General features: G+C 43.5%; 14 protein-coding genes and 1 riboswitch. Of the genes, 5 read left to right on the plus strand and 9 right to left on the minus strand.

The window, feature by feature from the left end; genetic code table 11:
• The first annotated feature begins 63 nt into the window (after positions 1-63).
• The 5 genes from MKY99_RS21205 to MKY99_RS21225 all read left to right on the plus strand — a co-directional run bounded on the left by MKY99_RS21205 (position 64) and on the right by MKY99_RS21225 (position 5,175).
• Positions 64-1,314, plus strand: coding sequence for a HAMP domain-containing methyl-accepting chemotaxis protein (locus MKY99_RS21205; RefSeq protein ID WP_042190241.1), 1,251 nt, complete (start codon positions 64-66; stop codon positions 1,312-1,314).
• 190 nt (positions 1,315-1,504) lie between these two features.
• Positions 1,505-1,600, plus strand: a riboswitch (cyclic di-GMP riboswitch).
• A gap of 118 nt (positions 1,601-1,718) precedes the next feature.
• Positions 1,719-3,362: a thiamine pyrophosphate-binding protein gene (locus MKY99_RS21210; protein ID WP_052404378.1), complete on the plus strand. Its 1,644-nt coding sequence runs from the start codon at positions 1,719-1,721 to the stop codon at positions 3,360-3,362.
• A gap of 10 nt (positions 3,363-3,372) precedes the next feature.
• Positions 3,373-3,741 (plus strand): carboxymuconolactone decarboxylase family protein, encoded by a 369-nt coding sequence (locus MKY99_RS21215; RefSeq protein ID WP_042129622.1) that lies wholly within the window; start codon positions 3,373-3,375, stop codon positions 3,739-3,741.
• Between the two features lie 39 nt (positions 3,742-3,780).
• Complete coding sequence (locus MKY99_RS21220; protein WP_042190245.1) at positions 3,781-4,131, plus strand: hypothetical protein; 351 nt, start codon at positions 3,781-3,783, stop codon at positions 4,129-4,131.
• Between the two features lie 51 nt (positions 4,132-4,182).
• Positions 4,183-5,175, plus strand: a complete 993-nt coding sequence (locus tag MKY99_RS21225) for a 3-oxoacyl-[acyl-carrier-protein] synthase III C-terminal domain-containing protein (protein ID WP_339266208.1) — start codon at positions 4,183-4,185, stop codon at positions 5,173-5,175.
• Positions 5,176-5,245: 70 nt separating this feature from the next.
• Here MKY99_RS21225 and MKY99_RS21230 read toward each other — a convergent pair whose 3' ends face one another.
• The 9 genes from MKY99_RS21230 to MKY99_RS21270 all read right to left on the minus strand — a co-directional run bounded on the left by MKY99_RS21230 (position 5,246) and on the right by MKY99_RS21270 (position 14,028).
• Positions 5,246-5,461, minus strand: a complete 216-nt coding sequence (locus tag MKY99_RS21230; RefSeq protein WP_179086697.1) for a DNA-binding protein — start codon at positions 5,459-5,461, stop codon at positions 5,246-5,248.
• A gap of 14 nt (positions 5,462-5,475) precedes the next feature.
• The gene (gene glpK / locus MKY99_RS21235; protein WP_339266210.1) at positions 5,476-6,969 is read right to left on the minus strand and encodes a glycerol kinase GlpK; all 1,494 of its coding nucleotides are present in this window, start codon (positions 6,967-6,969) and stop codon (positions 5,476-5,478) included.
• 118 nt (positions 6,970-7,087) lie between these two features.
• The gene (locus MKY99_RS21240; protein WP_339266211.1) at positions 7,088-8,524 is read right to left on the minus strand and encodes an ATP-binding protein; all 1,437 of its coding nucleotides are present in this window, start codon (positions 8,522-8,524) and stop codon (positions 7,088-7,090) included.
• Positions 8,525-9,241 carry a response regulator transcription factor gene (locus MKY99_RS21245; RefSeq protein ID WP_036676174.1) on the minus strand — a complete coding sequence of 239 codons (717 nt, stop codon included), beginning with the start codon at positions 9,239-9,241 and terminating at the stop codon, positions 8,525-8,527. It lies immediately after the preceding gene.
• Between the two features lie 77 nt (positions 9,242-9,318).
• Complete coding sequence (gene ccsA, locus MKY99_RS21250; protein WP_042190256.1) at positions 9,319-10,581, minus strand: cytochrome c biogenesis protein CcsA; 1,263 nt, start codon at positions 10,579-10,581, stop codon at positions 9,319-9,321.
• A complete protein-coding gene (locus tag MKY99_RS21255) occupies positions 10,578-12,263 on the minus strand; it encodes a cytochrome c biogenesis protein ResB (RefSeq protein ID WP_076284548.1) in 1,686 nt (561 codons plus the stop codon). The genes ccsA and MKY99_RS21255 overlap by 4 nt, the downstream gene beginning before the upstream one ends.
• On the minus strand, positions 12,263-12,784 hold the full coding sequence (locus MKY99_RS21260) for a redoxin domain-containing protein (protein ID WP_042190261.1): 522 nt from the start codon (positions 12,782-12,784) through the stop codon (positions 12,263-12,265). The genes MKY99_RS21255 and MKY99_RS21260 overlap by 1 nt, the downstream gene beginning before the upstream one ends.
• Positions 12,785-12,904: 120 nt before the next feature.
• The gene (locus tag MKY99_RS21265) at positions 12,905-13,663 is read right to left on the minus strand and encodes a pseudouridine synthase (RefSeq protein ID WP_036676166.1); all 759 of its coding nucleotides are present in this window, start codon (positions 13,661-13,663) and stop codon (positions 12,905-12,907) included.
• 20 nt (positions 13,664-13,683) lie between these two features.
• The gene (locus MKY99_RS21270; RefSeq protein ID WP_042190263.1) at positions 13,684-14,028 is read right to left on the minus strand and encodes a hypothetical protein; all 345 of its coding nucleotides are present in this window, start codon (positions 14,026-14,028) and stop codon (positions 13,684-13,686) included.
• Between the last annotated feature and the right edge of the window lie 13 nt (positions 14,029-14,041).

Raw genomic sequence — 14,041 nt, forward strand, 5'->3', positions numbered from 1 at the left:
ATCACCTTTAAATCCCATATAATAACACCAATACATAATATTAATAAGGAGGACATTATACCAATGAACTGGATGCATAAACTTCCGTTAAAACAAAGAATTGTTGCCGGATGTTACCTCGTTGCCGCACTATTTGCCATTCCTGTTTTAGTTACTTTTATGATCTTAGGCAACATTATTTTGGGTATTGTTCTAATCGTAGTTCTTGCTGCTCTAACTTTCCCCGTGGCCCGCTTTATCGAGAGAACGCTTACATCTTCTTTTGATGACATCGCGAATGTATCTCATAGTATTTCAAAAGGGGATTTTACTAGTAGAGCCGATGAGAACGGGTCTATGGGGGACGTAAGTCGTTCCTTTAATACTATGATTGACAAGCTCAAGAAGATTTTGACAGAAGCATCACAAATCACTCGTCAAGTTATGGATGCAAGCCGTGGAATCGAAGATAAGAATCAGAATTTGAAAATTGTCATGGCACAGGTAGCCTCTTCGTCTAACGAGCTAGCTCTTGGTGCAAATGAAATATCTACGGATATCGCTGAAATGACAGAATCCATTAAAGATATTGAGAATAAAGTATCCAATTATACGAACTCAACGAAAGAAATGAACAGACGTTCAATACATACATTAGAACTAGTTGAACAAGGACGGCAGTCCGTTGATACTCAAGCTGAAGGCATGCGCAAAAACATCCAGGCTACTCAAAAAGTAGCTGATACTATCGAAGCCCTGTCTCATAATGCTCGCGGAATTACGATGATTACAAAAACCATCACAGAGATCGCTGAGCAGACCAACCTCTTATCGCTGAATGCCTCCATCGAAGCAGCACGCGCCGGGGAGCATGGTCGAGGATTTGCTGTAGTCGCACAGGAGGTTCGTAAACTTGCCGAAGAATCAACGGCTTCAACGAAGGAAGTCTTTGGCTTAGTTCGGAGCATCGAAACTGATATCAAACAAGCGATTGACAATATCGCTATCAACGAAGAAGTCGTACAGGTACAGAATGAGATGATCACTCAATCTGCTCATATCTTTGCTCAAATTGTGCAAAGTGTGCAGTATATTACCGAGCAAATCTCTTCCTTCTCTGCTGAAAGTGATCTGATGTTGGAAAGTGCCTTGAAAATCTCAAGTGCAATAGAGAACATCTCTGCAATCACACAGCAAACCGCTGCCGGCACCGAGGAAGTATCCGCCGCTATGAATGAACAAATTAATGCCCTGCAGTCCGTCGCTGAAGAAACTGAGAAAATGACACAGGCTGTGTTTAATCTACAGAAGACTATCCATATTTTCAAGTTTTAAGTCACTTGCAAATCATATAAACAAGTCCAAAAACTCCTCTTAAGTTTTGACTTAGGGGGAGTTTTTTTATATCTATTATTTCATAGGTTGGACAAGACTTTCGTCAAAATTCGAGTTAATTTGCGAAAATATATTGACAAAGGTACTCTAGGAATATATTGTAAAGGAAAATTCTTCTTATAAATTTTAAAATTAATATTGGCAAAATCTTCGAAAGAGGATGACGCAAAACCATGGATCTACAGCCTCATTTTTAATCAGAGGCCATGACTGCCAGGTTGCAGAAAACCAAGACGACTGAACAATTGTTCAGTCTCTATGGCGATTTATGCCACCAACCTGTGCCCTAATTCAGAGCACAGGTTTTCTAATGTTTGATTTTAAAATAACAATCAACTTGTGAGGTGTATTTTTTGAAGACAGTCGCAGATTACATGTCGGAAGCACTACGGAACCTAGGTGTTACCCATTCCTTTGGTATTATTGGGAAATCCATTTGTCCTATTGTTCTTAAAATGGTAGATTACGGTATTGAATTTATTCCTGGGAGACATGAGTCCAGTTCCGGCTTCGAAGCAGCCGGGTATGCGCTTAAAACTGGAAAACTAGGTGTAGCTTTTGGTACTTCAGGTCCTGGTGGAACAAACCTATTAACTGCAGCAGCACATGCTAAGGCTAACAACCTACCTGTCCTATTTATTACTGGCCATCAATCTATTAAAGAGCTTGGAATTCCCCAATGTCAGGACTCTACTTCTTTTCTAGCTGATTTAGCTGATATGTTTAGACCTGCCACCTTATATAGCAAGCTTATTGAACGTGGAGATCACTTTAACACAATCTTTAATCATGCCATATCCATTGCTTTGAGCGGTAATCGTGGTCCAGTTCACCTTTGTATTCCCTTTGATGTACAAACGGAATTGCTAGAGGAATGTAATATTGTAATCCCTGAACGCGAATCACTGGTTAGCCATGCTAATATCGACCGTGTACTTGATGCTATAAATAACTCTAAGAATCCAATAATTATCGCGGGTAAAGGCGTTAACCGCTCAGGAGCACATAGTGAGCTAATTCAATTAGCGGAAACATTTAATATTCCTGTAGTTACATCTCCAGGTGGTAAAGGGGCTATAGCTTGGGATCATCCACTCTATCACGGTCCAATTGGAGTAGGCGGTTGTACCCATGGGGATGACTTGCTGAATCAAAGTGATCTATTTATCGTTCTCGGGTCACGTTTAAGTGATATGACTATTTGTAATCTTAAAAGGGAAAATCATCCTGCAACATTAATTCAGTTTGATAGCGATCCGACTTTTGTCGGAAAAATATTGTTCTCTAAAACGATTCCAGTGACTGGAGATCTACGCGACAATCTAGTTTACTATCTCAATAATATTGACACGAACAACATCACAAAACGCGAAGCACCGACAAATTCTGATTATACCGAAGAGCCTCCGATTTTACCAAACCTTTCACTTGCATCGGTCTTGAGTACGATGAGTGATTTGATTCCTTATAACAGCACAGTCTTTGTTGATGATGGAAGTCACGGTTTCCATGCTGCGAAATGGTACAAGGTTAAGAAACCGGGCAGTTTTGTTTTCGATGCTTACTTTGCTTGCATGGGTAATTCCATCGGGATGGCGATTGGTGCAAAGGTTGCTGCTCCAGAAGAAACGATCTTCTGCATTACAGGAGACGGCTGCTTTATGATGCTAGGCGCAGAGATTAACGCTGCTGTCTGCAAGGATATTCCTGTCATATTCATTGTTGTGAATAATAAACAGCTAGATATGGCTCTAAAAGGTATGGAAAAAACTACAGGACGTATTGACGGAACTATCTACGAAGTCCCTATGGATGCAGTGAAATTCGCAGAATCACTAGGCGCTAAGGGTTACAAATGTGAGACCGCGGAGGAGTTCGAAACAGCCATCAAGGACGCTGTTGCCATCAACCGTGTTGCCGTCATTGAATTGCTAACAGACCGTGATGAGGTCCCTCCGACTGCTCACCGTACTTTGAACCTAAATTAGGAGGTCACTTATGAAAGACAATGTAAACAGTGGTCTGAACCACTTCACGAATCTCTCAGGAGACTACGGAGCTAAAGCACTGGCTCCGATTAAAGAACATTTCCCCGATTTGGCTGAATTTATTATGGGGAATGCCTACGGCGATATTTTTCAACGCAACACAATCGAAGCTGACTGGAAGGAAATCGCAGTTATCTCTGCCCTGATTTCGATGGGTCAGTTTGATCAATTGGGTGTTCATTATGTCATGGCTCTTCGTGTGGGTGTTACTGTAGAACAACTCAAGGGTATTCTATTACACTTAGTACCCGCTATAGGGGCACCTAGAATCATCACCGCTTTTAATATTCTTCTCGAAACGATTGAAGAAATAAAGTAACTATTTTCAGTAAATTAAAATATCGGGAGAGATGTTAACGTGGGACAGTTTATTTTAAAGACAGACACTACTAAAAAAGTGATCAATATTGAGCTGGAAGGAACATTTTCTGAAGAAGATGGTCTGAAATCTATCCAAGCTTATCAACAAACTATTAATCCTATCACTCCAGCAGACTATGAATTACAAATCGACTGCAGAAAGCTAAACGTAACTGCACCTGATGTTGTACCTCTTTTGGAAGGTTGCTTCGTAATGTTTAAGAATGATGGATTTGTAAAAGTAAATCTAACCCTTGAGAATAACCCAATTCTTAAAATGCAGCTTGCTCGTCTGGGTCGTAAAGCAGGACTAGATAACATCGAGATCATTTCCACCGTTACAGCTTAATTCTTCTTATAACTAAAAAAACTATAGAGTTTTTCAGGAGGATTCATTCATATGACCGGAATTCGTATTCAAGACATTGATATCTATCATCCTAATAATAAAGTTGGTAACGACTTTTTTATTAAGCATTTTGACGAAAAGGGTATTGATATCCGAGGTCTACTGACCACTTTAGGTCGTGATACGCGCTATAGCATTAAGAATGAGGAAGAAAATTCTCTTACGATGGCTTTTGAGGCTGCCAGTAATGTGTTGGATAAAAATGGTCTCACTGGCGCTGATATCGATCTTATTGCCTATGCAAGTCAAACTCCTGAATATATCTTTCCTACTAACTCTTTAATGATTCACCGTTTAATTAACGGCGCATCCCATACAATTTGTATAGATAGCAACGCTAACTGTGCAGGTATGACTGCTTCCGTAGAACAGGTGAGCCGTCAAATGCAAGCCAATCCTAGAATTAAACGTGCTTTGGTCATCGGATCCGATTATGTAGCACCTCATGCAGATAAGAATGATCCTGTCTATTATGCTAACTTCGGTGATGCAGCTGCGGCAGTCCTTCTTGTGCGCGATGATAATGCGGTAGGCTTCATTGATTCTGTCTATCAAACAGACACATGCGTTTATGGCAACTCCATGTTCCCGGCTGAAGGCTTGGCTAATCTGGGTAGAAAAGGCGTCGCGGCTGGAGAATTCAATGTGAAATTCATTCCATTTGATGATTCCATTTGCGTAGATGCTGCTTCTGAATCGATTCGCACGCTTCTATCTGATAACAACATAGCGCCTGAATCTATTAAAGCGGCCTGTTTCTCACAGCTTTCACTGCCTAATATCGTTGGTGTTTGTGAAAAAGTGGGTATTGATCGTGAGGTTGCGGTTTACATAGGTGATGAATTCGGATACACCTCAACCAGTAGCCCGTTTATCGCTCTACACAAAGCTATTACTACAGGAAAGATCGAACGCGGAGATAAAGTTCTGTTCTGGACAGTGGGCGCTGGATGGCAAAACGTAGCATTTGTTATTGAATATTAAGCGTTACAACCTAAAAAGCGGCAGGCCAAGGAGTATCCTTAGCTTGCCGCTTTTTAGGTTGATCTGTTCTTTAGGACTCGCTGGCAAAGGATAACCCCTTTTCAGTGAGCGCACGCCGTAGTACATCAATCCCTTTTGGTCCCATCCCATGGAGCTGCAGAAGCTCTGACTCAGTGAGCATACTGATTTGGTGAATCTGTGTATACCCAGCACCATGAAGTGCTCTAAGTGCAGGCTTAGATAGTCCACTCGGTAGATCAGATTCTGTTCCATTAAACATAGACATATGCATCTCCCTGATCACTGATATCTTTCATGTTTTTCCCAGCCCATGGTACGCGCTACAGCGTCTTTCCAGGCGTTGTAACGTCTTTCACTCTCTTCTATACCCATTACAGGTGAAAAGACCCTCTCAGCTTTGTTAAAGCTTTCTAGCTGCTCTCTTGTCCAGACTCCTGAGGTTAATCCAGCCAGAAGTGCTGCTCCCAGCGCAGTCGTCTCCGCATATGTAGTTCGAGTAACTTCACTACCGAGGATATCAGACTGGAACTGCATCAGCAAATCATTACGAACCGCTCCACCATCTACACGAAGTCCGGTCAATGGCATGCCTGCATCTTTTTCCATCGCCCCAATTACATCTCTAGACTGAAATGCTAATGACTCTAACGTTGCTCTTACCAAATGCCCCGAGGTGGTTCCTCTAGTTAGACCGAAAACTGCTCCACGTGCATACATATCCCAATAAGGGGCACCTAGTCCAGTAAAAGCAGGTACGACGACAACCCCTTCACTGTCCTCTACTTCCCGTGCTTTGTCTTCCGAGCATGCCGGCTCCGTTATGAGTCCTAACCCCTCCTGAAGCCATTGTACAGCCGCTCCAGCTACAAACACACTGCCCTCGAGTGCATAATAGAGTTCATCCCCCATTCCCCAAGCTACAGTAGTCAACAACCCATGACTGGAGACTACAGCTTCTGTACCTGTATTCATCAGAATAAAGCATCCAGTTCCATATGTGTTTTTGGCACTGCCGGGTTCAAGACAAGTATGTCCAAACAAAGCAGCTTGTTGATCCCCCAATACAGAGTGAATAGGTATTTCTGTCCCGAACCACTGCGCGTCTGCTGCTCCAAATTCACTACCGGACATCCTCACTTCTGGCAGGATGGAGCGTGGTACACGAAGCTCCTTCATTAGCTCTTCGTCCCAGCAGCGCTCATGTAGATTATATAGCATCGTACGCGATGCATTAGTTACATCAGTAGCATGTACAGCCCCGCCAGTAAGCTTCCAGATTAGCCAGCTGTCTACTGTCCCAGCTAGTAGCTCGCCATTATTCGCCCGCTCTCGTGCGCCTTCTACATGATCAAGAATCCAGGAGAATTTTGTTGCAGAAAAATAAGCATCCACAACGAGTCCCGTCTTGCTAGCAATGAGTCCCTCTAACCCCTTACTCTTGATCTCTTCACACAGCTCTGCAGTACGTCTGTCCTGCCACACAATCGCAGGATAAATCGGCTTGCCTGTTGCTCTATCCCAGATCAGGGCCGTTTCCCTCTGATTTGTAATTCCAATGGAATATATTTCCTGAGGCGTTATCCCGCCCTGAGTAATCGCATCTCTTGCAGCTGCAAGCTGTGACGCCCAAATTTGCTCTGGGTCATGCTCCACCCAGCCAGGGTGTGGGAAAGATTGTTTAACCTCATATTGCCCTTGTGAGACGATTCTAGCGTCCTCATCGAACACTATGGCTCGTGAACTGGTAGTCCCTTGGTCTAAAGATAAAATCATTTGATGGCCTCCCAAGCATAAACAATGAGATATGTTCCACGATGAACAAGATTAATGTGTTTGTTTCAACAAAAAGCACCTCTGCTGTCAGAGGCGCTATCACACATTGTGTTTGGAATTACTGTTTTTCGACAGGAAGTCTCAGGGTAAAGGTTGTACTTTCGCCCAACTTACTGGAAGCTGAAATGGTTCCGTGATGCGACTCAACAATATTTTTAACAATCGCAAGCCCGAGTCCCGTTCCACCTGATTCTCCCCGTACACGTGCCTTATCGGCTTTGTAGAAACGATCAAATATATAAGGCAGATCTTCCTGCGGAATGCCGACGCCTTCATCCTGAATTTTAATTTCAAAATAGCGACGCCCTTCTAAGACACAAGTTCCTGTATGAACTGTGATCTTCTTGCCACCCTGCGTATGACGAAAAGCATTATCGAGCAAATTGGTTAAGACCTGCTCAAGCTTATCTTCATCCGCTGCCTTAAGAACAAGGACATCGCTCTCTTTATTTAGCTGCAGATGAATATCACGCTCTTTTGCACGTACGGAAAATTTGCGATACACTCGTTCCAGCAGTTCGTTCACATCTACTTCTGCCTTCAACATATCCGTATGTCCAGCTTCCATTCGCGCAAGGTCGAGCAGATCCTTTACAAGACGTCCCATACGGAGCGATTCATCATGAATGACTTGAATCAGTTCACTGCTTTCCTCTGGTGAAGAAGCCATGCCGTCAAGTAAAGCCTCACTATAACCTTGCATCATCGATAATGGCGTCCGAATCTCATGAGAGACGTTTGCCACGAAGTCACGGCGCATTTTTTCGAGTCGTACTTCTTCAGTCACATCACGCAGAACAGCAACCACTCCACGAATGCTACCCTCAGAATATAAAGGTGCCATATGGACGGACCACACGCCCTGCCGGACATGTACATTAGAACGCTCATCGCCGCCTTGCTTCAACGTGCTCAAAAATAAAGGACGCAGGGGAGGTGGAACATTAATCTCAGCCGTTTCCGTATGAGGTTCAATGTCACTCTCTTGTTCCCACTCTAAATCGCTCCAGCTCTCAAGTAGCGATTGACCGTGCGGATTGGTCAGAATAATCTGGCCTTCGATGTCAAAGGTGATTACAGCATCACTCATGCTGCGTAATACACTGGATAGATGACCCTTCTCATGGTGCAGACTGCGAATATTCTCTTCCAACTCCTCAGCCATATGGTTGAAGGAAGTCGCCAATTGGCCAATCTCGTCACTTGTGACCAGCGTCAGCCTTGTTCCGTATTCACCACGTCGAATGTTGTTTGCAGCCTCGATGACACGTTGCATCGGTTGAGTGATCTTGGTAAACAAGAACAACGCGAAGAATGTCGTCAAAGAAAATCCGATCATGCACGTATACATAAATAAACGTTTGATATCGCCGGAATTAGCAAAGTTGCTGTCGATATAGGGAAGTAGAAACAACCCGAGTGTAATAAGCACGACAGCGACCAGGCAGATGATCGTGACCCACAGCTTGCCGACAAGACTTCTCCAGAAGTTCACTTATTTAGGTACCTCAAGTTTGTAGCCTACACCCCATACAGTTGTAATCATCGCCGCGGATTCCGGTGATACCTTATTCAGTTTTTCACGAAGACGTTTAACATGGGTATCGACTGTACGCAAATCTCCGAAAAACTCATAATTCCAAACATCTTTAAGCAGTTCTTCACGAGAGAACACTTTATCCGGTGAAATCGCCAAATAATGCAGAAGTTCGTATTCTTTCGGTGTCAGACTCACTTCTTCACCGCCAGCAGTTACTCGGTGTGCGTCATGCTCAATTATAAGATGAGTGAATACAATGTTATTACTGGAGTTGCTCTCTTTGGACAAAAATGCTGTTGCTGAAGAACGGCGCATAATGGCCTTCACGCGATAAATCACTTCGCGAGGACTAAATGGCTTCACGACATAATCATCCGCGCCCATTTCAAAGCCCTGTACACGATTAATCTCTTCGCCTTTAGCTGTAAGCATTAAGACAGGTGTCGATTTGACCCCTCTGAGTCGGGTCAGCACTTCCATTCCATCAATGCCAGGCAGCATAACATCCAGCAAAATTAGACCGTAGTCATTTGCTGTTGCTTTGCGAAGAGCGATTTCGCCATCTTCAGCTTCGTCGATTTCATAACCTTCTTTTTCAAGATACATCTTTAGCAGGCGGCGAATGCGTTCCTCATCATCCACTACCAGAATTCTGTTTAAATGATCTGCCATTTCACAACAACCCCTTCATCAAATACAGTAGAACGTAACCTTAAATCCATTGTGCTGTGTTAGCAGGTAAACTATGCTCAGTCCGTCCCCGCATAAGAATGAAGTCCGGCGATGACTAGATTAACGCCAACTAAGGTAAACATTACGACCAAAAAGCCTAGAACGGCAAGCCAGGCAGATTTTCGCCCTTGCCATCCACGAGCCAATCGTAAATGAAGATAAGCACTATAGAAAAGCCAAGTAACGAGTGCCCAGACTTCTTTGGGGTCCCATCCCCAGAATCTTCCCCAGGCTATTTGCGCCCATATCATTGCAAAAATCAAAGCGCCTAATGTGAAAATAGGAAAGCCAATGGCTATCGCCCTATACGTTATCTCATCTAGATCGCCTTCATCAATCCCCTCCATAACCGGGTGAATCGCTGCGCCTAGTGGCTTGCGTACGATCAAGCGAAGAATTCCGTAAAGGAGTAATCCGGAAAGAATCGACCAGATTACAGTATTAAACTTCCGGCCAGCATTCACACCATTCATCCATGAAGGAGCTTCAAAGAGAGGTTCTTTCATGCCAAGAAACGACTGGAAGCTTTCAATTTCGCTATTGTGAGGAGCCACAATCGGCGGCATTCGATAACTCACTTTCTCTATTGTACTATTTTCCTGCCCTGCGCTGTCAATCGTAACGTTGGGACGGACAAAAACAGTCTCATAACCTGCTCCGCGGAAAGCAAAAACTGAACCCAGAAACCCAATTATAACAATGATTGAAAAGAGAGTAAATTCAATCAGTCTCTGTTGCTTACGATCCGCCTTCTCTTTACTGGAAAAATTAACAGTCCGTAGCAGATACATCAGCCCTGCCGCAAAACCTACCGCGAAAAAGGATTCACCTAGTGCTGCCAGTGTTACGTGAATCTTGAGATAGTTCGATTGCAGGGATGGAATTAACGGCTGAACCTCCTGAGGAAATACAGCTGCGTACGCCATCACAATAATGCTAATTGGAACTGCAAACAGACCGAGAATAACTTTGCGATAGATCGCGTACATCACTGTAAAGGCTACCATAACCATCATGGATAAGAAAGTCATGAACTCATACATATTGCTGACTGGAATATGTCCTGCACCAAACCAACGTGTAAAGAAATAAATAAGATGAAAGATAAGACCTATAGAAGAAACAATAAAAGCTATTTTACCCCATCGAGCAGTATGTTCCTCTGGCTTGCGGCCCGACCACTTGCGACCCATGATAGCGATAGTGAATAACATAAACGACCCGCTGTATAATAAGAATGCGGCAATAAAGACGGCACTGCTGATATCGAGCAAGCTCATGTAAGGCCTCCTCCATTATCTATTGATTTTTCATCGACTACCATATCTACTTTTTCTAAAATAGAAACGATCTCACGACGGAAACCGAACCAATTCTTGTTCGTATGTCCTCCGAGTATTAGCTCTCCGTTTACAACGGTAAGCCAGATGCGTCTATGCTGCCAGTAAAATCCAAGGATTAAACCCAGCATCACGATTGCTGCACCTAACCATACAAAAGGCATTGCACGATCAATACGTATATTCAAGTATGTAGTCGATTCCGAAAAATCAACATCGCTCATGTTGTCCACTTCAAGCTCAAGAAATCTATTGCTGCCACCAAGCTTATCGTTAATAGCCACCTGCTGAAACTGAGACTTATCTACCTGCTTAGGAAAATAGAAGTACTGCTGCCCTTCCGCTGGCAAATTCGGTCCTTGAATCAAGAATAAGAATGCTGGTGCATTCGGATAAGGCGACTTAGATATCGGCTGACCATCCTCATTCAGTCCAAAATCCATATACTTCTCTTTTAAAGTCATCGTATAGGGTCCCGCTGTAATTGTACGCTGCGGATTCTTCATATCCAGTTTGAATTTACCGTACGACTCCCCAGTGGTGGAATTCTTAAGCACTGGCTGTACAGAACGCAGCACAGGTGTTAGATCATAATCAAACTGATACGCTTTCAATCCTTTATAATCCAAAGGTGAGTTTACTTGGATATTATGCGTTGTCACCTCAGTAAGCTGCGGTTCCTTAGTAGGATCTGCGCAATCCGCGGTACATTTATATAGCACTGCTTTAGTTTGGAATAATTTTGGAAGGATCTTTTTGCCTCGAAACTCCTCTGGCATCTCTTCATCGGTGTAGAACTCTACGGTGAATTTCTCGTTTTTTAAATAGTAGGTAGTATCCGGAATCTGTGTAATTTCCCCTTGCGGGAAAGCAAGATGCTGATCCATGTTGAGACCCGGCAATCCTCTTGCCAGTACAGCAAGTAAAAAAATAATCAAACCAATATGTATTACGTAAGGCCCCCAGCGGCTGAAGCGGTGTTTTTCTGCCAGCAGAGCTCCTCCATCCGTCTTGACTCGATAGCCCTTTTTACGCATAGGCTGAACCACCCGAGCAACCCAAGCTTCTGGTTCTTCTTGCACTTCAGTAACTAGCACAGCCTTTTGCCGAGTTAAGAACTGACGATGTTTCCGAATCTTCTGCCTAGTTAATGCCTTATATAGCGGAAGTACTCTGTCCAAACTACAAATGACTAGTGAAGCACCAATCATTACGAGTAGAGTCACAAACCACCAGGATTCGTATGTATGTGAAAGTCCAAGCTTATAGTAGATGTCCCCAGCTGTTCCGTACTCCTGCTTATAATAACTCGATGCATCAATATTAAGGAAAGTACTCTCCTGAGGGAAAATGGTTCCCAGCATAGAGCCTAACAGTGTCAAAACGATTAGATATATCGCTATTTTGACAGATGAAAAAAAGTTCCAAACTCGATCAATAATGCTTGGATTAACACGCTGCGAACGACGGGCTACACCATCATAACGCATTTCCAGATTCTCGCCCCAGTCCGATTCTTTGCCAAGCGGCTTTCCGCATGCTTCACATAGAACAGTGCCTACAGGGTTCTGATGGCCACATTCACATTTGGTATTGGTTATAAAAGCCTCGCGTTCACTCATCAATCCACCAGCTTCCCAATTTGATCATCTAGTGAATCTAAATCAAGCTGGCCAATATGAATGCTGTCAATTTTACCCTTTGCATTAATAAAAAAAGTAGTGGGGAGTGGAGAAATACCATAACTTCGTACAGCGTCTCGTCCCGTGTCCATCAAAATCGGAAAATCAATATTGACTTGCTTCACAAAATTCTCGACAGTCATCTGATCTTCACCTACGTTGATTCCAATAACAACTACATCTTTGTCCTTCCATTTTTCCCATTGTGCTTGGAGAGCCGGCATTTCTTTTACACATGGCGTGCACCATGAGCCCCAGAAATTCAGCACAATAGCCTTACCCTTATACTCGTCTAACGTATGCCCAAGTCCATCAAGACCCAGCAAATCAATGGCAGGCGCTTTACTACCTTCCTCTGGTTTTCCGCTTCCACCAAATACAGAGGAACCAATTGCATAACCACCCACTAGAACGATTAGAAACAGAATTACGATTTGAATTGGTTTTCTCGCTTTACCCACATGTAAAGCCCCCTTCTGTGACGCAACTCATACTTATGTTGTAAGGTGTGAACATCCTATGAACATTATAGCGAATTTCGTCACAGTATTAGGGGGTTTAATTGTGAATATTGTGTGTCTTTATGACTCTTTACGTGGAGTTCTTTCTTTGAGCAATCCTGCTTTGGCAATTTGCTGCAGATGGTTAATTTCATCTTTAGTCAAATGACGGTAAGATCCACGTTTAAGATTTTGCAGCATAATATCCCCGAATGAAATCCGCTTCAGACGGAGAACGGGGTGTGAAATCGCATCAAACATGCGTCGTACCTGACGGTTACGTCCCTCGTGAATCGTAATGCTGATTACTGCTTCTTTATTCGCTTCATCAATATCTTTGTACTCTACTTCGGCAGGCGCTGTCATACCATCTTCCAGCTTGATCCCAGCCTTTAGCTTGTCCAGTGCAGTACCGTGCGGAATACCCTTGACCGTAGCGTGATACGTCTTAGGTACATGATGCTTAGGATGGGTAAGCAAGTTAGCGAAATCTCCATCATTCGTTAACAGCAGCAGTCCTTCCGTATCATAATCCAGACGGCCTACAGGGTAAACCCGTTCTGTAATTCCTTTAAGGTAGTCTGTTACAACCTTGCGACCCTTTGGATCGGAAGCACTTGTAATGACTCCTTTAGGTTTGTTGAACATAATATAGATTTTGTTCTCGCCCCGGATCAGTCTACCGGAGACTTTAATAATATCTGTTGCGGGGTCCACCTTCGTGCCAAGCGTAGTTACGAGTTCCCCGTTGACTTCCACTTTACCGGCCAAAATCATTTCTTCGCACTTACGTCTGGACGCCACACCTGCCTGCGCCAAAATTTTCTGTAATCTTTCCATTTTCGACTAGTCACCTCAGATTAATGATAACCATCAGAGGGATAAATCACAAGTTCATTCCATGGAAAAAATGCGCCTGGGCAGTAATTATTGTGGGGTTCGATGATTAAAGGGGAGATTTGGTAGCGCTCTACCAGTTCTAAAATGAGTTTACCTGTGGCAAATAGCTGTTCCTTCCTTCCAGATAATGGAGGAATGCCATCTTCCCTGCTGAAATCACCTTCCAAGCAAATGTGAATATACTCCGGATCGGTCAGCAGTGGTGCTGCATAAATGGCTCCGTCCACACCAACCCAGAAATCAAAGCCTTTGCCATTAATGGAAGTACAGCGAGACTGATGCAGAATAAAACCTTTGTAGTTCATAGCGGATTGCCTC

It is taken from the genome of Paenibacillus sp. FSL R5-0470, assembly GCF_037975205.1.
Classification (GTDB): domain Bacteria; phylum Bacillota; class Bacilli; order Paenibacillales; family Paenibacillaceae; genus Paenibacillus_AQ.